The sequence below is a fragment of the Geoalkalibacter ferrihydriticus DSM 17813 genome (assembly GCF_000820505.1).
Classification (GTDB): Bacteria; Desulfobacterota; Desulfuromonadia; order Desulfuromonadales; family Geoalkalibacteraceae; genus Geoalkalibacter; species Geoalkalibacter ferrihydriticus.
Genome location: NZ_JWJD01000001.1, coordinates 329,308 through 349,130 on the forward strand (window position 1 = coordinate 329,308; position 19,823 = coordinate 349,130).

Annotated in this window: 18 protein-coding genes; 6 read left to right on the plus strand and 12 right to left on the minus strand. The window is 57.8% G+C overall.

Features of this window, described 5'->3' with window-relative positions; genetic code table 11:
* Positions 1-20 precede the first annotated feature (20 nt).
* On the plus strand, positions 21-815 hold the full coding sequence (locus GFER_RS01675; RefSeq protein ID WP_040095488.1) for a DeoR/GlpR family DNA-binding transcription regulator: 795 nt from the start codon (positions 21-23) through the stop codon (positions 813-815).
* Between the two features lie 36 nt (positions 816-851).
* Here the strand turns inward: GFER_RS01675 and GFER_RS01680 are convergent, their stop codons facing one another.
* From GFER_RS01680 to pepN, 3 genes are read right to left on the minus strand one after another with little or no spacing between them, the layout of a single operon-like run.
* On the minus strand, positions 852-1,082 hold the full coding sequence (locus tag GFER_RS01680) for a DUF2835 domain-containing protein (RefSeq protein WP_040095491.1): 231 nt from the start codon (positions 1,080-1,082) through the stop codon (positions 852-854).
* Positions 1,079-2,026 carry an SDR family oxidoreductase gene (locus GFER_RS01685; protein ID WP_074669542.1) on the minus strand — a complete coding sequence of 316 codons (948 nt, stop codon included), beginning with the start codon at positions 2,024-2,026 and terminating at the stop codon, positions 1,079-1,081. Before GFER_RS01685 ends, GFER_RS01680 begins: the two co-directional genes overlap by 4 nt.
* Positions 2,023-4,668 (minus strand): aminopeptidase N, encoded by a 2,646-nt coding sequence (gene pepN / locus GFER_RS01690; protein ID WP_040095493.1) that lies wholly within the window; start codon positions 4,666-4,668, stop codon positions 2,023-2,025. The genes GFER_RS01685 and pepN overlap by 4 nt, the downstream gene beginning before the upstream one ends.
* A gap of 301 nt (positions 4,669-4,969) precedes the next feature.
* Between pepN and GFER_RS01695 the strand changes: the two genes are divergently transcribed.
* The 3 genes from GFER_RS01695 (at position 4,970) to GFER_RS01705 (ending at position 8,186) form a co-directional block, all read left to right on the plus strand.
* Complete coding sequence (locus GFER_RS01695; RefSeq protein ID WP_040095496.1) at positions 4,970-5,275, plus strand: hypothetical protein; 306 nt, start codon at positions 4,970-4,972, stop codon at positions 5,273-5,275.
* A 131-nt stretch (positions 5,276-5,406) separates the two neighbouring features.
* Positions 5,407-7,038, plus strand: coding sequence for a sensor histidine kinase (locus GFER_RS01700; protein WP_139172113.1), 1,632 nt, complete (start codon positions 5,407-5,409; stop codon positions 7,036-7,038).
* 32 nt (positions 7,039-7,070) lie between these two features.
* The gene (locus GFER_RS01705; protein WP_040097173.1) at positions 7,071-8,186 is read left to right on the plus strand and encodes a hypothetical protein; all 1,116 of its coding nucleotides are present in this window, start codon (positions 7,071-7,073) and stop codon (positions 8,184-8,186) included.
* A 5-nt stretch (positions 8,187-8,191) separates the two neighbouring features.
* On the opposite strand, the gene GFER_RS01710 is transcribed toward GFER_RS01705, so the two are convergent.
* The 4 genes from GFER_RS01710 to GFER_RS01725 all read right to left on the minus strand — a co-directional run bounded on the left by GFER_RS01710 (position 8,192) and on the right by GFER_RS01725 (position 12,303).
* Positions 8,192-9,520, minus strand: a complete 1,329-nt coding sequence (locus GFER_RS01710) for a M23 family metallopeptidase (protein WP_040095498.1) — start codon at positions 9,518-9,520, stop codon at positions 8,192-8,194.
* Positions 9,521-9,612: 92 nt separating this feature from the next.
* Positions 9,613-10,014: a phage holin family protein gene (locus GFER_RS01715; RefSeq protein ID WP_040095501.1), complete on the minus strand. Its 402-nt coding sequence runs from the start codon at positions 10,012-10,014 to the stop codon at positions 9,613-9,615.
* A gap of 112 nt (positions 10,015-10,126) precedes the next feature.
* Complete coding sequence (locus tag GFER_RS01720) at positions 10,127-11,545, minus strand: aldehyde dehydrogenase family protein (protein WP_040095504.1); 1,419 nt, start codon at positions 11,543-11,545, stop codon at positions 10,127-10,129.
* 59 nt (positions 11,546-11,604) lie between these two features.
* Positions 11,605-12,303 carry an SDR family oxidoreductase gene (locus GFER_RS01725; protein WP_040095506.1) on the minus strand — a complete coding sequence of 233 codons (699 nt, stop codon included), beginning with the start codon at positions 12,301-12,303 and terminating at the stop codon, positions 11,605-11,607.
* 210 nt (positions 12,304-12,513) lie between these two features.
* Here GFER_RS01725 and GFER_RS01730 point away from each other — a divergent pair, with 210 nt between their 5' ends.
* Positions 12,514-12,780 (plus strand): CHC2 zinc finger domain-containing protein, encoded by a 267-nt coding sequence (locus GFER_RS01730; RefSeq protein WP_040095509.1) that lies wholly within the window; start codon positions 12,514-12,516, stop codon positions 12,778-12,780.
* 329 nt (positions 12,781-13,109) lie between these two features.
* On the opposite strand, the gene GFER_RS01735 is transcribed toward GFER_RS01730, so the two are convergent.
* From GFER_RS01735 to GFER_RS01750, 4 genes are read right to left on the minus strand one after another with little or no spacing between them, the layout of a single operon-like run.
* Complete coding sequence (locus GFER_RS01735) at positions 13,110-14,378, minus strand: ABC transporter permease (RefSeq protein ID WP_040095511.1); 1,269 nt, start codon at positions 14,376-14,378, stop codon at positions 13,110-13,112.
* A 2-nt stretch (positions 14,379-14,380) separates the two neighbouring features.
* Positions 14,381-15,082, minus strand: coding sequence for an ABC transporter ATP-binding protein (locus tag GFER_RS01740; RefSeq protein ID WP_040095513.1), 702 nt, complete (start codon positions 15,080-15,082; stop codon positions 14,381-14,383).
* Positions 15,079-16,635 carry an efflux RND transporter periplasmic adaptor subunit gene (locus GFER_RS01745; protein ID WP_052445850.1) on the minus strand — a complete coding sequence of 519 codons (1,557 nt, stop codon included), beginning with the start codon at positions 16,633-16,635 and terminating at the stop codon, positions 15,079-15,081. Before GFER_RS01745 ends, GFER_RS01740 begins: the two co-directional genes overlap by 4 nt.
* Positions 16,622-18,469, minus strand: coding sequence for a TolC family protein (locus GFER_RS01750; protein ID WP_052445851.1), 1,848 nt, complete (start codon positions 18,467-18,469; stop codon positions 16,622-16,624). The genes GFER_RS01745 and GFER_RS01750 overlap by 14 nt, the downstream gene beginning before the upstream one ends.
* Before the next feature lie 198 nt (positions 18,470-18,667).
* Here GFER_RS01750 and GFER_RS01755 point away from each other — a divergent pair, with 198 nt between their 5' ends.
* On the plus strand, positions 18,668-19,156 hold the full coding sequence (locus GFER_RS01755) for an LEA/WHy family protein (RefSeq protein WP_040095516.1): 489 nt from the start codon (positions 18,668-18,670) through the stop codon (positions 19,154-19,156).
* Between the two features lie 81 nt (positions 19,157-19,237).
* Here GFER_RS01755 and GFER_RS18520 read toward each other — a convergent pair whose 3' ends face one another.
* The gene (locus tag GFER_RS18520; RefSeq protein ID WP_139172111.1) at positions 19,238-19,786 is read right to left on the minus strand and encodes a hypothetical protein; all 549 of its coding nucleotides are present in this window, start codon (positions 19,784-19,786) and stop codon (positions 19,238-19,240) included.
* Between the last annotated feature and the right edge of the window lie 37 nt (positions 19,787-19,823).

The following is a 19,823-nucleotide window of genomic DNA, read 5'->3' on the forward strand; positions in this document are numbered from 1 at the left end:
CGAAAGAAAGGCGTGAAAAAATGACTCCCCATCCACCCGCTTTGACTCCTCGTCAGCAGCAGATCATGGAGTTGGCGCAACAACAAAAGTTTGTCGCCACGGAAGATCTGGTCAAAGCTTTCGACGTGACGCCGCAAACTATCCGCCGCGACATCAATGAACTCTGTGCGCTGGGTTTGCTGCGCCGCTACCATGGCGGCGCAGGGTTGGCATCGAGCGTGGAGAATGTCGACTATCAAGCCCGCCAGGTGCTGTGCCTTGAAGAGAAGCGGCGCATCGCCGCGCTGGTGGCCCGAAACATCCCCGATCGTGCCTCGATTTTTATCAACATCGGTACGACGACGGAGGAAGTGGCCAAAGCCCTGCGCGACCACGAGGGCTTGCGGGTGATCACCAACAACCTGCATGTGGCCGCGCTGCTCAGTGCCAACCCGAGCTTCGAAATCACTATTGCCGGCGGCATCGTGCGCCCGCGTGACGGTGGCATAATCGGCGAGGCGACCATTGATTTTATTCGTCAGTTCAAAGTGGATTACGGCATCATCGGCATTTCGGGCATCGACCGTGACGGCTCATTGCTTGACTACGATTACCGCGAAGTCAAGGTCGCCCAAGCCATCATTGAAAATTCCCGCCGGATTTTTCTGGTTGCGGATCACACCAAATTCGGGCGCAGCGCTCTCGTGCGGGTGAATCGTATTGATGCCATCGATGCGTTGTTTACCGATGCGCCGCCGCCACGAGAAATTGCCGCACTGCTGGCGCGCGAGAAGATTGCTCTGCATGTCGCCGGAGGGGGGGCTGAGGAAGAATAGAAAAGTCGCGTTTATCAGGGAGAAGAGACGAAGACGTCAGGAATTGACTTTTTCCAGCGAAATAATTTTCTGATGGCCGTCAAAACGCAGCCGGAAGCGACCCTCAATCCCCCCGCGCATCACAAAGCGACGCAGGCTTGAGGCAGGCAGGCGAATACGGCGGCCGTCTTCGGCTCTTACCTGAACAAACGTCGCCGTGCCCCGATAATAGCGCAGGTATTCCTCGGCGGAGATGCGCAGGCGAAAAAAAATCTCACCGCCGTTCATGGTCGCGCGTTTTCGCTTTCTTCGGCCAACGCCGCGCGCAGGCCCGAAACCAGATCGGGATAGAGAAGCTCGATGCGCAGCCTGTCGCGCAAACGCCTGGTATCGAGGCGGCGCGATTCGTTGAGATAGGAGAGCATTTCGGGACTCATCATCCGGTGCGCCTCCTCCATGCTGATCTGGGGCGGGCGCGGCAATCCGCAGGCATCGGCTACGGCATTGAAGTAATCGCTCATGCTGCCGCCGCTTTCATCACAGACATTGAAGACATCGCCCGCCTCGCCCTTATCCCCCGCCGCCACGCAGATGCGCGCCAGATCGACGGCGTGAATGCGGTTGGAGGGCGCCGCCTGCCGCGCATCGAGCACCGGCACACCCTGCTCGATGCGCTTGCGCGGCAGACGTCCCGGGCCATAGATGCCGGGGACACGCAGAATCACCACTTGCCCGTCATGCCGGGCCTGCCAGCTGCGCAGATGCTCTTCGGCAGCGACCCGGCGCCGGGCCCGGTCTGTCAGCGGCTTTAATGGGGCATCCTCGTCAACCAGCGCCCCGGCGCAATCGCCATACACCCCACTGGTGCTGATATACACGATCTTCCAGGGCTTGTGCGCCGCCAGCGAGTTCTCGCAAAAAGCCGCCATCCGCGGATCGTGCGTACCCTGAGCCGGCGGCGGCGCGAAATAATAAACCAGGCGGTTGCGCAACGGCAGATCCGCAAGACTTTGCGGCTCATCAAGGTCACCCCGCACCACGGAAAATCCCAGGGCTTCAAGTTTCATTTGCGCCTCGGGCGAACGGACCAGAGCCGTGACTTCAACCCCGCGCTCCCGCCACAACTGCCCCACCCGTTGTCCGATGTCTCCGCAGCCGACAATGAATACGCTCGTGAAGCTCAATTGTTCACCGCCTCTCAGCTCCCGCCTTTCGCAAGCCACGCTCCTCATTGCCCGAGACTCTTCCCTGCCACTTCGCGCACATCCCGCGACAATCCCGGTTGGTCCAGAATCTGCTCAAGCTGTTCTTTCATCAGCATCTGTCGCTGCGCGTCATAACGGCGCCAGTGATTGAAGGCCGAAACCAGACGCGCGGCAAGCTGAGGATTGAAAGCGTCGATCTTGCACACATGCTCGCCAAGCAGGCGATAGCCGGCGCCGGAGGCGGCATGGAAATGCACGGGATTGCCCTGAGAAAAGGCTCCAAGCAGCGAGCGTACCCGGTTGGGATTGCGCAGGGTGAAGGCCGGATGCTGCAACAATTGTGATACGCGGGTTGCGGTATCCGCCCGGGACGAGGTGGCCTGCAGGGTAAACCATTTATCCACCACCAGCGGCTGAGCCTGCCACTTGTCGTAAAAGGCCGCCAACTGCGCGTCGCTTTCAGGGCAGTCGAGCTGCGCGAGATGGCTCAGCGCCGCGAGCACATCGGTCATATTGCGGCCCTGCTGAGCCTGGTTGACGCAGAGATCCACGTAGACCTGTTCATCCAACCTGGTCAGGTAACCCAGGCACGCGTTTTTCAGACTGCGCCGGCCCACAGCCTCGGGCTCGAAATGATAGGGCCCGGCATCCATGTGATTCTGCCAGCCAGCCAACAAGTCCGTGCGTAACTCCTTCGCCAGGTGCCGCAACAGGTAATCGCGGGCTTGATGCACGGCAAGCGGATCGATGACGGCCATCTGCTCCGCCACATAGGCCTCGCTGGGCAATTGCAGGGCCTGTGCCTTGAACGCTGCCTCCAGGTGCGTGTCGCCCAGAGTCCTGCGTAAGGCTGCCGACAGCGCCCCCGGCGCTTGCGGGGTGCGTGCCTGCCGGAAATCATCCACCATGCGCAGCAAGACGCGCAAAGCCAGTTGCTGTCCACTGTCCCAGCGCGTAAAGGCATCGCTGTCATGCCCGGCGAGAAAAGCCAGTTCGTCATCGCTGAAATCGCACGTCAGCTTGACCGGGGCGGAGAAATCGCGCAGCAGCGACGGTACCGGCTCCCGGCGCACGCCGGTGAAACGAAAGGTCTGTTGCGCTTCGGTCAGGCTGAGCACCCGCGTGTGTGGCGCCGCGCCTTCTGTCTCCCCTTCCAGGTGCAGCGGCAGGGAGTGCCCCTTGCCGTCGAGCAGGCCGACGGCGACGGGGATGTGAAAGGGCAGTTTTTGATCCTGGCCCGGCGTTGCAGGACAACTCTGGCTCAAAGTCAGGGTATAGGTGTGGGATTGCGGATCGTAATGGCGTTCGACATGTACCTGGGGGGTACCGGCCTGGGTGTACCAGCGGCGGAATTGAACCAGATCGATAGCGCCGGCATCCTCCATGGCGCGCACGAAATCGTCGGTCGTCACCGCCTGCCCGTCATGGCGCTGGAAATAGAGATCCATGCCGCGGCGGAATCCCTGTTCGCCGAGCAGAGTGTGCATCATGCGGATCACTTCGGCACCCTTGTGGTAAACCGTCAGGGTGTAGAAATTGTTGATTTCCTCGTAACTCGAGGGGCGCACCGGATGCGCCATGGGCCCGGCATCCTCGGCGAACTGTGCGGTGCGCAGCAGGCGCACATCAGCAATGCGCTTGATGGCGCGCACGCTCATGTCCGCGGAAAATTCCTGGTCGCGGAACACCGTCAAGCCTTCCTTGAGACTCAGCTGGAACCAGTCGCGGCAGGTCACGCGATTGCCCGTCCAGTTGTGGAAGTATTCGTGGCCGATCACCCCTTCGATATTCTCGAAATCAACATCGGTGGCGGTGTCGGAACGTGCCAGCACATATTTTGAATTGAAGATGTTGAGGCCCTTGTTTTCCATGGCGCCCATATTGAAATCATCCACCGCGACGACCATGTACTGATCCAGATCGCACTCCAGACCGAAGCGCTCCTCATCCCAGCGCATGGCTTTTTTCAGCGAATGCATGGCATGGGCGCACTGGTCGAGATTGTGCGCCTCGACGTAGATTTGCAACTTAATGGCGCGACGCGAACGCGTGGTAAAGGTATCTTCGAGGCAGGCCAGCTTACCGGCGACCAGAGCGAACAGATAGGACGGCTTTGGAAAAGGATCCACCCATTCGGCGAAATGCTTGCCCCCTTCAAGCTCGCCGTGGGCCACGCGATTGCCGTTGGCCAGCAGCACCGGATAACGCGCGCGATCCGCGACGATGGTGGTGCGATACCCGGCCATGACATCGGGACGGTCAGGAAAATAGGTGATTCGACGAAAACCTTCGGGCTCGCACTGAGTGCAGAAATTGCCTCCGGAGAGGTAAAGCCCTTCCAAGGCGGCATTGCTGCTGGGATCGGTCAAGGTTTCGATCTCAAGACTGAAATTTACCGGAACTTCGCCCAATACCAGTCGTTCACCCTCGAGAGAATATTCGTCGGCTGACAACTCGCGCCCGTCGAGACGCAGCTTCACAAGTTCAAGGTTGTTACCGTCGAGAACCAACGGCGAGCCAGCTCCAGAGCCCTGGGGATTGCACACAATTTCAAGCAGGGCGGTCACGCGGGTGCGGCTTTCATCCAGATCAAAGCGCAGATCGATGTGGTTGACCAGATAAGCCGGGGGGCGATAATCGTCAAGATTGATGGTTTGGTTGGGGTTCATCTCGCCTCATTTCTTTGCCGGGACGCGTGAGTTCCGAGCAGGCCAGTGCGCAGATCTCAAGGTTCCAGGCTGGATTAAGGGTCAGGATGGCGGAAGACCCGCCGCTAAAATAAATTTTTATTGTCTTTCTTTTGGCTTTATTCGTGCGTTTTTGTCAAGGCCAACCCATCACTGGGCATAAAGAGAAAATTTTTTTCATGTGATCATTTTTTTCTTGAAAATCTCTCGATCCTCGCTTAAAGTTGCCTGGTGAGATCAACTTAATCTTATCTTTCTAGTCTCATGACTGCGAGTGAATGCCATGAATATCGGTTCTTCTCTTCTGAATTGGCTGACAAAAGCAACCACGACACCGGAAGTGAACCCCGCCGCACAGGCGCCCGCCGAAAAGCCTCAAGCTACGAGTCGGCCTTTACAGCCTGCGACCACGGACCGGGTTCAGTTTTCCGAACTCGCGCAAAAGCTCAGTCAGACTCCGCCTGCCGACAAGAGTGCGCAAATAACTCTGGAGGAGCGCTTGGCGCTACGTCAGGAACCTGAGCCGCAGACGTATAAACCAAGTTTGATGCAGATGGCCAAAAAATTTCTGGGAGTGGGTATGTCTTGATTTTACTCCCCTCGCAGCATTGAAAAAGCCGGCGAATCCAATCGCCGGCTTTTTTTATGCACCCTGTTCTGGTAAAATAGCACTTGCGGAGTAAAGAATAACTTTTTTTGTTCTTTTGCGAGGAAAATACTTTGGCACAGAATTGTTGCTGGAACCGGGAATTAGATTCCCTGGAGCGCTGTCCCAACCTCGCTGCCGGCGATGAAGAGCTGCTCTTCAACCAAAAAAAACGGCTGATCGAACGCTGCTTCAAATGTCCTCGTTTTTTTGAAGATCTGAACGATTTGCGCAACCAGGGCGAATCCTCGGCAGAACTTCTCAGTATTGCTCTCGACAGCATCAGTGATTTGCGCCTGGAGCGCCAGACCCTACATGGCGAACTTGAAGTACGCAACCGCGAATTTCAGTTTCTCCATGAAGTGACCTCGACAATCCAGTCCAGTCTCGACCTGGATGAAATCATTTCCATGGCACTCACCGCCATCACCGCGGGCCAGGGATTCGGTTTCAACCGCGCCATTTTATTGCTGGTTGATGGCCAGCGCCTAAATCTTAACGGCTATGTGGCCGTCGGTCCGCGTCGCCTGGAAGACGCGCAACGCATCTGGCATGAAATCGAGGAAAAACACTACAGCCTGCAAGAGATGGCGCGCCTGTTTTACGAACACAAAATGATTTCTGAAAAAGAAAAATTTCGCGATCTTCTCGAGTTGCTGTCCATTCCCCTCTCGCAGGGCAATCATCTCTTCATCGAAACCCTCAACGGCTCCACGAGCCGCCACATCTATGATCTCTGGCATGAGCCCCATATCGACCGTCGGCAAGTTGAGGCTCTGGAAGTCAAAGAAGTCGTGCTGGTTCCTCTAAAAAGTCGCAACCGACGTGTTGGGCTGCTGATCGCCGACAACATCGTTAATCGGCGCCCGATCGCGCAGCACGATCTGCGCTCCCTGGAAACCTTCGCCCTGCCCCTTGCCTTCGCCATCGAGCGGGGGGCCCTGTATGAACAGTTGCAGGAGGAACTGGGCAAGCTGCGCGATGCTCATCGGCGCTTGCAGCAGCAGCAAGAGCAAATGGTGCGCATGGAAAAAATGGCCCTGGTGGGTAAAATTGTTTCCCACTTTTCCCATTCCATACGCAATCCGCTGATGATCATCGGGGGGTTTGCCCGCTCCCTGAGCCGCCATATTCCTGAAGGCGATGAACGTCGCCGCTACATTGAATCCATTGTGCGCGAAACGCGTAAACTTGAGGAAGTGCTCCAGGAGGCGCTTAACTATTCCGAATCCCTGCACCCCACTTTTGACACCTGGGATATCAACCAATTGCTGACCACGGTCTACGGTAGTCTGCTCGAAGACATGGATCTCGGGGGCATTGCCGCTCGCTTCGACCTGACGGCGGGCTTGCCGCAGGCACGCATCGATTTTAAGCAGATGAGCTACTGTCTGCGCAGCATCTTCACCAACTCGCTGGAAGCCATGCCCAACGGTGGTGAATTGACCATCGCTACCCGTCGCGAAGAGAATCGTCTGGTCATCGAAATCCGCGACACCGGGCCCGGCATCGCGCCGGAGATCCTGACGCATGTGGCTACCCCCTTCGCCACGAACAACGGCAAAACATCCGGCCTGGGGTTGTCGCTGTGCTCGCGCATTCTGCAAAGCCACGGCGGCGACATGATCATTGCCAACAGCGAAAAAAGCGGCGCCGTGGTTTCCCTCTACCTGCCCTTTACCTGGGATGAAGGTGAGGCACCTTGAACATCAACGCATCATTCAGGGGTGAATATTCCATGCCTTTATTCGCCCGGAATCTGATCGAGACACCCGTTGATCTTCCCCGTCGCGAGTTGCTCACCATGATGCGCCTGGCCCGGGATCTGTTTCATTTGAGTCGCTTGGCCGGTTACCGCGCACTGATTGCGCCGCAGATTCCTGCCATTGCTGCCTTTGATCCAGGCCATGACGCCGTCATGATGGGATACGATTTTCATCTCGGTCCCAATGGGCCGCGCCTGATCGAAGTCAACACCAATGCGGGCGGTGGCCTGTTGGCTTATCTCGCTCACCGGCCCAAAGATCGCAATAGCGTCACAGGGATTCCTTTGCGACTGCAAAGTAAACTACTTCAATCCTTTGCGCAGGAAATGCAACGCCATTCAGGTGGGGGCCGTTTGCGCCCTCAGCGCATTGCGATTGTCGATGAAAATCCGGCAACCCAGTTCCTCTACCCGGAAATGCAGGCATTTCAGCGGTTGTTCCAAGATTGGGGGGTGCCGGCGGTGATCGCGGATCCGACCGAATTGGAAGAGCGCGAGGGAGCATTGTTCCATCAGGGTCAAGCGCTGAGCCTTATCTACAACCGCCATTGCGACTTTTATCTTGAATCACCGGCCATGGCGGCTATCGCCCGGGCTTACGCTGAGGGGAACATCTGCCTCACGCCCAACCCCTTTTCCTATGCACTGCTTGGCGACAAGCGCCGCATGGTCCTCTGGTCGGACGCGGAAGCGCTGCGCGAGTTTGGGTTGCATGAAAAGATGTCCCAACGCATTCTCAGCGGCGTGCCTTACAGCCGCCTGTTGGTCGATCTGGGCGCGGAGGCTGCCTGGCAGCAACGCAAGAATCTGGTTTTCAAACCGGTGACCCGCTTCGGTAGCCGCGGAGTTTATATGGGGGCGAGCATTTCCCGTACCCGCTTCAATTCGCTGCCGCTGGAGCACACCCTGGCCCAGACTCTGGTCCCACCTTCCCTGACCCCAAGCCAAAATCATCCGTTAAAAACTGATTTTCGCCTCTTTGCCTACCGCGATCACATTCTCGGCATTGCGGCCCGTCTCTACCAAGGCCAGGTGACCAATATGCAATCCGAAGGCAGCGGCTTTGCTCCGGTGCGAATTATTCCCTAGTTTCCTTATTGGGGCAATTTGCTGGTGATATTATTCCGCACCCAGTTGGGATCCCACCACTCGATGGGGTTGACCGAGACGCCGCCGACGGTGACCTCGAAATGCAGATGATCGCCCATGGCCATGCCTGTGGCGCCGCTGTTGCCAATGGGATCACCTTTTTGTACAAAATCTCCGGGCGCGACCTCCATCCGCGACAGATGCGCGTAAAGGCTTTGTAGCCCCAGCCCATGGTCGATGACCACGCAGTTTCCGTAGATCCCCAGGAAATCCGCAAAAATCACCCGTCCATGATTACTTGCACGGATCGGGGCCTGCTGAACCGAGGCCAGATCGACACCCATATGGGTCGCTTCACTGATTTTTTGTCCCTGGTGGAGGTAAGTGCGGCGATCGGCATACCCGGCCATATTGGCCGCTCCGGCCATGCGCAGGAAATCGCCGTGCCAAAGAGGCTCCGAAGCGGTATTGAGGCTCAGGTCAACCAAGGTTTGCCGGTTGTCCTCGCGCATCCGGCTGTTGACTTTCAAAAAAGTCTCCAGTAACGAATTGGCTGCAGGAAAATAACGCTCGAACTGCGGTATGACTGCGTTCAGAAAATTGTCGGATATGTTGAGGTTGTCATGACGGAAACGGCGCGCGTTGGCGTGGTATTGAAAGCCCCCGCGGCCTTCATTGCCGGCAAGATCAACAGCGATAAGGCGCGGCGAGAAATCGGCCGTGCTCATGTCGTGAGGAAAAGCGAACAAAGCGATGTATTCGCCCGACGGCTGGAGAAAGCCGGGGAAAAAATACTCGCCGATTTCGATCCCGGTCCTCTTTACCTCTTCGGAAACTGTATAGACGATGAGAGCGGCGCCCCCCTGATTGATGTTGTGGGCCGTGCTCAATACGTTGACACGTGGCGGGGTCGCGTCGAAAATCAGCTCAAAGACCTGGTCGGTGGTGTTGCCGGCGCCAAAACGAAAAATCGACTGGTCCCTGGCCGTTACGCGAACTTCGATGGGGCCGTCGCGCAAGGCAGGGTCTTGCAAGGTGATGGTTTCACTGCTGCGAGTGACGCCTTGCTCATAGGTTTTGTCGAGAATTTGCCGGGAAATGTTGCCTTGAGTCAGGGTAATCGTCACATTTTTGAGACCTGAGCCCTCATCGCTCAGCTCGAAGGTCAACGGCTTGTTCGATACCCGCTCGGAGTCAGCCAGGAGGGTGATTTCGGGGCCATCCGTGTCACGGAAGTAACTGAAGGCGCCGACAATCAGCCCCACAACCGCCAGCAACATCAACAGCAATCCGACTTTACGGACGAAAGCCTTTTTTCGTGAACGCGTTTTCATTTTTGAACCTTTAGGTGAAGAGGGGAATAAAGTAAAATCTGATGTTACCCAAAGGCCCTGACCAAGGTCAACTCAAACCGCTCTGAGCGTCCTCACTCCCAACGACCGTCGCGGCGACGGCGTAATTCGATGTCCACTGACTCGATGCGCCCGCGGTCGCTGACGAAAGAACTCAGCAACCAACTGACCAGACTGATGACCAGAGAGCCAAGGAGGGCCGAGCCGAAACCGGCAACCTGAAAGCCGCCGATAACCCCCGAGACCATCATCAGCATCAATGCGTTGATGACGAAGGTGAACAATCCCAGTGTCAGGATGTTGATGGGCAGGGTGAGAAGAAAAAGAATGGGGCGAAAAAAGGCATTGAGAAAGCCGAGAATCGCTGCCGCGAGAAGAGCGGAGCCAAAACCGGCGACATGAATGCCGCCGAGCAGGTAGGCCGCCGCCAGAATGGCGGCGGTCAGAATAAGCCAACGCAAAATAAGACCAGGCACAGAGAACCCTCCCACAGAGTACTTTTAAATCAGGGTGCTATTTAGCTGCACTGCCAATCGCGCCCTGCGGCGCAGGCCGAACAGTTGCAAATCAGGTTGGTTTTTGTTTTCCTTAACGTTGCAGAGACTTGATTTCCAGAAATTCATCCAGTCCATAGGTGCCGAACTCGCGACCGATCCCCGAATGCTTAAAGCCGCCGAAGGGCGCAAGCGGATTGAAACGGCCGCCGTTGATATCGATCTGCCCCGCCTCGATGCGTCGCGCCACCTCCAGAGCACGATCGGTATCCGCCGACCACACCGCAGCCGACAGGCCGTAATCGGTGCCATTGGCGATGGCGACGGCCTGCTCATCATCGCGGTAAGCAAGAATTGACAACACCGGGCCGAAAATCTCTTCACGGGCGATACTCATCTCTGGCGTTACCTCGCCAAAAACGGTGGGCTGCACAAAAAAACCACGTTCCAAGCCCTCAGGCGCCTCGGCTCCGCCACACAGCAACCTGGCCCCCTCGGCAACACCACGGCGGATGGAATCGCGCACCCGCTCGCGCTGGGCAGCGGAAACCAGGGGACCCAAGCGCGTGTCGGGGGCAAAGGGATCCCCAGGAACAAAGGTGCCGGCGATTTCCACAGCCATCGCGGCGGCTTTTTCATAAAGGCGTTCCGGCACCAACATGCGGGTCAGAGCACTGCAGGTTTGACCCGAGTTGAGAAAGCAGGAAGCCACCGTCGCTTTGACCGCTTTTCCCAGATCGGCGTCCGCGAGAATCACCGCGGGCGATTTGCCGCCCATCTCCAGGGTCAGGCGCTTGACCGTCGCGGCGGCCAGTTCGCTGATGCGTCTTCCGGCGCGCGTCGAGCCGGTAAAAGAAATCATGCGCACATCGGGATGGCGCACCAGGGCTTCACCCGCTTCCGGACCATAGCCACTAACCAGATTGAAAACCCCCGGCGGCAGCCCTGCTTCCTGAGCGATTTCCGCCAGTTTAAAGGCGGACAGGGGCGCTTGCTCGCTCGGCTTGATCACCACCGTACAGCCCGCGGCCAAGGCCGGCGCGATCTTAGCCATGACCTGATGGAGAGGATAGTTCCACGGGGTAATGCACCCCACCACGCCGCGTGGTTCCTTGAGTACCAGGGAATTGCCGATTTCTTCGCTAAAGGCATAGTCATCAAGTAGCTTGATGTAACTCTCCAGAATCATCGGTGGCAGCCCGGCCTGAATACGCTGGGAGAGTTTAAAGGGCATGCCGACCTCGGCGCTGATGGTGTGCGCGATGACGTCGCTGCTCGCGATCAATCCGGCGTGCAGACGCGACAGATATTCTCCGCGTTCCCGCGGACTCAGCGCAGCCCAACCGGGCAAGGCTTTGCGTGCGGCCTGCACTGCAATGCCCACCTCTTCACTGCCGCCGGAGGGGATGACGCCGATGGTCTCTTCCGTGGTGGAATGAATAACTTCGATTCCCGCGCGTGCCGAGGCAGGAACCCATTCTCCGCCGATATACAATTTTTCGTGTACCTGCATGCTGTCCTCCGTCAGATTGACGATCTCTTGGTCATTCGGAAGCCCCGTATGGTGACGATCTACCAGGGGATGATGCGGCCGTCATAGGCAATGAGTTTGCCGTTGTCGTCGGCATTTGCCTGCTCCAGCACCTGTCGCAGCCCCTGGACGCTTTCCTCGACACTCAGCGCTGCCTGCGCTCCGCCCATATCGGTGCGCACCCATCCCGGGTGCAGCAGTAAAGTGGTAATGCCACGAGGCTTGAGGTCGATTGAGAGGGACTTGCCGACCATATGCACCGCAGCCTTGGATGAACGGTAGACGTATTTGCCGCCCGAGGTATTATCGGCGATGCTGCCGAGCTGGGTTCCCATGATGGCCAACAAACGCCGTTTTCCGGCGGCCAGTTGGTCGAGAAAAGCCACCGCCATATAATAGGGTGCCAGAACGTTGACCCGCATGGCGGCCATCCATCCTTCGGCATCGATAAGGCCGAATTCTTGCTGCTTTGGACCGTTGATTCCGGCATTGTTGAACAGAATATCGATTTTTTCTTTGCGCAGATCGTCGGCCAGGCGGGAAATATCTTCCACACGGCCGACATCGAGGGTGAGAACAAGAATCTTATTGCCGCTGTGTTCGGCCAATTTTTTCAGCTCCACGGCCTCCTCGGGATTGCGGCAACAGGCCAAAACTCGCCAGCCGGCTGCACTGTACTGGCGCGAAAGCTCCAGACCAATACCCCGATTGGCGCCCGTAACCAGGATCGTGTTTGCCATGGTCTCCTCCCTTGTCGTTGATTTCATCTTGGACACTTTACCTGATATTTTCCAACTTTCGACCCTTGTCGCTACGAAAATCTTTGATAAATATAAGAAGTGATTGTTTTTTTAACAATTCAGCCGCAGGGTCATCGCGGCGCCGCAGAACAAGGCGGCTGAGCCCTGCGGTGCAAGCTGAACGTTTGCCTATTTTTGAAAAGGTGCGTCATGGACGAAAAGCGCCGTCAAATGGATGAGCAAATCAAAGACCCCCAAACAATCGCGCGGGTTGCCAGAGACCTCGGACTAAGGGCTGAGGGAAAGCATTTTTTCTGTCCGAGCTGCCATGACGCCGAAGCTCCCATGGTAATCAAGGACGGACACTTTCAGTGCTTTCGTTGCGGTGTTCAGGGAGATGTGGTCGGATTGGTCAAGTTGGCGCGAAAGTGCGATCTGGAAAGCGCTTTGGAATGGTTGTCACAAGAAATTGACTGAAAAAGGCAAAAAAATGGGGTGCCCCCAGGAGGGATAAGGGCACCCCGAAATAAAGGTTGGTTTAGAGAGATTATTACCTAAAAGGTCTTTTTTGTCAAGTCTCAGGGACAGGCTCATGCAGCCGCGGACATGGGTACCGCGAGCCCCTTCCGGGCGGTGGTGAACAGTTGCATCTTTTGAATCTGCGACGTAACTATTCTGCAACGTCCAAAACAGGACCGCAGGGTGCGGCGGTTGAGTGCTGCGGCAAATGTTTGAGCCGCAGGTGAGTTTTTGCCGCACACGATGCCGCCGTACCCTGCGGTGCATGCTGAACAGTTACTCTGCGACTATTCATGCCGCAGGGCATCGATGGGATCCAGGCGCGCGGCTCGTACCGCCGGGTAGAGCCCGAAGATAATCCCCACCGAGAGGCTAATGACCACCGAAAGGATCAGGCTGCCCGCGGTAACGACCGTGGTCAGACCGGCGAAATAGGTAATCAGGTGCGGAATCAGAACTCCCACCCCGATGCCGATCATCCCCCCGGCGCAGGAAAGTACCACTGTTTCGATGAGAAACTGGCCGACGATCTGGCGGCGTTTAGCGCCGATGGCGCGGCGGATACCGATTTCACGTGTCCGCTCGGTCACCGAGGCAAGCATGATATTCATGATGCCGATGCCTCCCACCAGCAGGCTGATGCCGGCGATGGAGCCGAGCACGATATTGAAAGTGCGCTTGGTGGCCTCGGCCTGGCGCAGCAGGGCCAGGGGCACGTCAATGCGGTAGTCCTTCTGTCTATGAAACCGTCCCAGCATCTCCTCGATGGCCTGGGCGGTGGCTTCGACATTCTCGATATCGTCAACCCGTACAATGATCTGATGCAGCTCGACCCGTTCGCGCATGAAGCTCCCCGCGCTGCGCCGCACCGTCATGTCGCCGTAGCGTTCACGGGTGGTGCTCAGGGGCAGGTAGACATCCTCCTGGCGATCAGGCGCTTGCACTCCCGCGGTTTGCTCGCCCAGTGACTCCACAATGCCGACTACCTCGAATACCTCGCCGCCAATTTGCAGGAACGAACCCAGGGGGTGCTCCAAAGGCAAGAGGTTGCGCGCGACGGCCTCGGTAACCACTACGACCGCGGCATGATTTTCTTCATCCTGATAACTGAGAAAACGACCGGCCAACAAGGGTCGCTGTACAAGGTCGAACCACTCCGGCGTCACACCCATAAGGCGTGTTTCCATAGCCCGCGCGCCCAGTCGTGCCTCCTTGCGCACCGCCTTGACCGGCACGGTGGTGCGAACAGCATCGAACGTCTCGCGAATGCGCTGCTCGTCCTGATAGGTCAGGCCGTACATGCTCATGAGAATACGTACCTGAGGACTGCTCTCCTCCTCTACCGGCTTGATGGACGAGATGAGGATGTTTTCGCTGCCCAGACGGCGGATCTGCTCCAACGCCTCCTGGCTGGCTCCCTCGCCGACCGAAAGCATGGCGATGACGCTGCCGACGCCGAACACCATGCCGAGCATGGTGAGCAGGCTACGCAGGCCGTTGAGCACCAGATTCTTGATACCCAGGCGAATATTACGGACGATCTTGAGTTCACGCATGTTCAGTTGTCCGCAGACTCGATGCGGTCGATAAGGCCGTCGCGAATATGCAGGCGATGGTCGGCATAGGCAGCGATTTCCGGTTCATGGGTGACCATGATCACGGTCTTGCCTTGGTGGTTGAGGGTTTTAAGCATCTCCATGATCTGCGTGCCCGTGGCGGTATCGAGGTTACCCGTCGGCTCATCGGCAAGAATGATTTGCGGATCGTTGGCCAGAGCCCGGGCGATGGCGACCCGCTGCTGCTGACCGCCGGAGAGCTCGTTGGGGCGATGCTCAAGGCGCTCTTCCAGCCCCACCAGGGCCGCCAGTTCTTCGGCCCGCCGGCGGCTGCGCTCGGCCTCCCAGCCGAGATAAAACAACGGTAGTTCGATATTCTCACGCACACTGAGCTGGGCGATGAGGTTGAAGCTCTGAAAAATAAAACCAAGATGGCGCAGGCGAATCTCACTCAGGGCATCGTCATCGACTCCGGCGGTCTGCTGCTCCTGGATGTAGCAGGCACCCTGTGTCGGTCGATCAAGGCAGCCGAGCAGGTTGAGCAGGGTGCTCTTGCCCGAGCCGCTGGGCCCCATGATCGCCCAAAAACTGCCCCGCAAAAAGTCGATGGAGACTCCGGCCAGGGCATGCACGTCTTCACTGCCGACGCGATAGGTCTTCCAGACCTCATCCAGGCGGATGACACTGGTGTCGGCAGAACTCATCCGCGCCCTCCCCTTTGGGGGTGCGCCGCGCGTGCGCCGTTCTGGCCTGTGACGCGACCGCGCGTACTCTCCAGCGGCGGAGTCAGAAGCACGGCTTCGCCGACTTCAAGGCCGCCCAGAACATGCACCATGCGGTTGTTGTCCAGGCCGACTTCCACCTGCCGTGGCCCGAAGTTTGCGCCCTGGCGCACGTAAACCGTGGGCATTCCGTCGATGCGTGTCACCGCCTGTACCGGCACATAAAGCGCCTCGGGATATTCGGCCACCATAATCTCCGCTCGACAACTCATCCCGGTACGCAGGCCTTCAGCATCGCCTTCGATGTGAATGTCGGTATTGTAAACCTTGAGGTCGGGATTAAGCCAGACGCTTACGGCGTCGGGCAGCGGGGCAATGTTGGTGACCCGTCCCTGAAAGACCCGTCCCGGCAGGGCGTTGACCGTAATGCGTACCGGCATGCCGACCCGTACCTTTTCCAGGTTGGATTCATGCACCTTGATTTCGGCCTTGACTGAACCCGGCGCAGGCAGATAAATCAACTCCTGCCGTTCACGGATTTCCTGCCCTTCGGCCAGGGGTTCGGCATTGCCGCGAAAATTGGCCTGGGTCGAGGTAGCGTAGACCACCAAACCATCATTGGGTGCATAGATCCGCGTTTTAGCGATCTGCTGCTCAAGCTTGACAACCCGCCCCTGCTCGCGCTGGAATTCGGATTCCCGAGCACGCAATTCGGCTTCGGTCTGAATGACGTCGGCCGTGGCCTTGCGCCGTACCCGCTCCAGAGCCATGGCGGTCTGATTCTCCTGGCTACGCAATTCGTCGAGTTTGCGCCGGTAGGTAAAATCCTGCAGCAGTTTGAGTTCGGCCAGGGCCAGATCCAGATCAAGCTGGGCTCGCTGGGCCGCCAGTTCGTCGGCCTGCAATTCCGTCTGTGAGATGTATTTTTCTTCAAACAGCACCCGCGACCATTCCAGTTTTTCCTCGGCGCGGCGCAGCTCTTCGCGGTTGATGGTGATGCGCGCCTCGGCGGACATCAAATCCTTGGGAAAGTCGCCGTCGACGTATTTCTTCAGGTCTTCGGCGGCGAACTGCGCGTCGAGTTCCGCCCGTTCTGTTTCGCTCTGTGCCTGGTTGCGCACCACTTCGAGATTTTCGCGCGCGCGGATATAGGCGGCTTCCGCGTTGATCATGCGAATCTGCTGATCGACCATGTCGTCGTTCAAGCGGCTGGCGTCGAGTTCGATCAATAGATCGCCCTTATTGACCCGGGTTCCCTCGCGCACTAGATACAAAATGGTGGTACGTCCCTCGACCTCGTTCTTAATCACCACCTGATCCAGAGATTGAATGGTGCCGGATTGCGCGACGCTGATGGCCAGGGGGCCCTGCTCAACCTTGAAGGTTGACGTCCCCTGGGTGTTTTGCCGTTCCTTGGCGCCGCCGGACACGTAAAAAGTCAGCGCGACTGCGACAACGACAACGATACTGCCAATCAGCAACAAAAATTTTTTAGCGCCCCAACGGGGCGTAAGCGCCTGTTTAGCTTCCTTCATGTCGAATCTCCATGGTGTCGAATTCGGTCCACAGACCTTTTTCGTCGACTTTGAGCACGCCCATATCGCGCTGCAATTCCAGTTCAGCCACCCGGTAGTTGACCAGGGCGGAGGTCAAGGCGTTCTGGGCGCCGACCAAGGCCTCCTGTGCTTCAAGAAGGTCGCGGATTTCGGCCCGCCCCGCCTGCAGAAAAAGACTGGTACTCTCGACGCGGCGTTGCGCCACGCGGACAGCTTGGGCCTGGATGTGGAGCCCTTCGCGAAATTCCACCAGATCGCGCAGGCGGTTGCGAACGTCGCCCTTGACCCGATCTTCCTGTTCCTGCAAGGCGCGCACCCGTTGTTCCAGATTCAAATAGCTGTTGCGGAATGCGTTGCGTTCGGCGATGCGCTCGATGGGCAGATCAAGACTCAGAAGAGCTGAGTAAAAGCCGCTTTCCGGGCGCAGACGCGCATCGGGCAAGGCCGCAGATCCCAGGCTGCGCCGTTCACCTGTAAAACCGCGGCCGAGCAGAGTCAACTCGCCCTTGAGAGCATCGGCAGCCACCACCACGCCGCGTTGTGCGTCAAAGGTGCGCTCCTGGGCAATTCGCAAATCGAGCCGATAATCGAAAGCCAGTCGCAGAGCCAATTGCTCCGGCAATTCATAGGGACCGGCATCGTCCATGCTCGGCTCGTTTAGAATAATCGGGGCGTCGGCCGGTGGAACCTTGCCGGCTGAAGCCGAGGCGGCCGGTCCCTCGGCATCGAGTCGCGCGCGCGCAAGGTCGGCGAGTCTTTGCAGTTCATCCCGGTCGGGGGTGACGCGAGCATCAGGCGGCAACCCCAGACTGATGCGGAAATTATCCAGGGTGCGGGCATAGGCCTGGCGCGCGCTGATCCAGCGGTCGCGGGCGCGCAACTCATCCTGCACGGCTTGATCGACCTGAATTTCCGGCAGGCGTCCGGCATCGGCTAGACGTCTGGCACGGCGCGTGGATGAAACCAGGCGCCGATAATTGTCTTCGGCATTTTCCACCTGGTCGAGTTGGCTCAAGACCCCGAGATAGCCGCTGGCTACACCGACGACGAAAGTATGCTTGAAGCGTTCGAACTCCCAGATGGCATAGACGACATCACGTTCGGCCTGCAACAGGGGCTCACCAACGATATGCCGGCCTGAGCCGCGCCACAGGGGAATGGCGATGGAGGCATCGGCCTGTAATCCCATGGACGAAGAACCCCCGGCATTGAGCATCCGCACCAGATCAAAGGCGATCTGGGTGGTCAGTTGGGTACCGCTCTGCAAGGCCCGACTGACCCCGCCGCTGGCGCTGTTTTCCACCCCTGAGCGTGTTTTCTCGCCGCTGCGGTCGGTGCTGATCTGACTCTCGCCTCGTGCAAAAAGGATGTTGCGAAAGGTGTTGCGCTCCAGGTCAAGGGCCAAGGCCGCGCGGAACACCCGCTCCTTGGCGTCCTGGTATTCACGGCTGTTGGCGGCGGCCACCTGCAGTGCATCGAAGAGGGAAAGACTCAGAGGTTCTTGTGCATCGATGACGATATGTGCGTCACCCTGGTCTTTTTCCAGGAGTTCAGAATAGCCCGTACGGGGCCAGTGGGAAATGGAATCCAGCTTATGACTGCCCCCTGATGCAGGATGGGAAGTCGCCAGACCCTGTTCGCCGAGCAGACGATAGCGCAGCGTCTGCTCCGCGGGAACGACGGAAAACGGTTCGATCCGGCCTAGCGCCTGCTGCTGCTTGTCGGTGATAATCTGCCCAGCTACCCGTTCGGCCTTGGAAAAATGCCCGGCGGGACCGGCACAGCCCGTCGCGAACAGAAAAAAAAGCGACACCCAAAGTGCGCCCGCCCTGGTTCGGTTTATCGTCATCCACATAAAAAAATGATATACGCCGGCAGGCTTGTTTGACAACTGTTTCCGGTTATTTCCATAATCTTTCCACATTGGGCTTTTGTACCCTGAATGACTTTTGTACCCCGAATGACTTTTGCTGATAGAATGTAACGACCTATTCTCACATGGAGCCATTCAATGCTTACACTCTCGCGGATTTTCATTGTGTTTTTCACCCTGGTGCTGTTCAGCGGCTGCGCTGGCTTGCGCCCTGAACCACCCCAGGTGAGCCTGGTCGGTTTACAGGTGCAGGAACTGACCCTGACCCATGTCAACATGCGCGCGGACCTGCGTCTGTTCAATCCCAATCGCGTCGCTCTCAACATTCAGGAAGTCGACTATGCCCTGGCTCTCAACGGCGTTCGCGTATCTTCTGGCAAAAGTCTTTCCCCCGTGCGCGTCGCCGGCGGAAAAAGCGCCGACATCTCCCTGCGTATTTCCGGCGCCTATCTCAGCCTGCTGCAACTCATCGGCAGCCTGCAGCGCGAGGAGGCACTCTCCTACCTGCTCGACGGCACGGTCAAGGTCGGCGGCATAGGAGTGCGCAACCTGACCTTTCCCCTGCGCGAGGAAGGGGTGATCTCCGCCGAGGTTCTGCGCGGAGCAACGGGTGGACAAATGCGCTGAGAAAGCCCTCATAAAGATATGGAAAAAGGGCCGTTCCTGACATGGAAGCGGCCCTTTTGCATCGTTTTTTAGCAGAAGTTGTTATTCGTTATCGTAGCTGAATTCAAACTGGCGGCGCACCTCATCGGGCAGGGCGCTGCCCACGATAAATTTATAGGTGCCTTTCTGATCAAGAACGATGTCGGCACCGAAATGGCCATCCATGCCGATGAGGCGCACGGGCGCACTCTGTTCGCCGGCGGGATTGACGATGCGCACCGCGACCGTGCCTTCTTCGATGGGCTCGCCGCTTTCTTCATCCATGAAATGGATCATGAAGTGATGAGTCTCCGGCATGCCAACTGCAGCCATGGCTTCGCGCACGTCGCTGATGTGCGCATTACCTTTGACCCCCTGAACGGATTGACTGCCGAGATCGTACATTTCCCCATGCACGTCGTGCCCCGCATGGGCATCGTGGGTGTCATGCGCGGCAGCACCATGATCCTGCTGCCCGTGCTTTTTTTCTGCCTTTTCCTGATGCTGGTCACCATGCCCGTCATGACTCGAGCGGTGGAAGAAAGCCTCGGCGCCCAGTGGAAGGGAAAAAATCAGCGTTGCGGTCAGTAAAAGACTTAAGGTTGTTTTCATGATGTGTTCTCCTTGTTGTTTGTGGAGTAAGCGGATG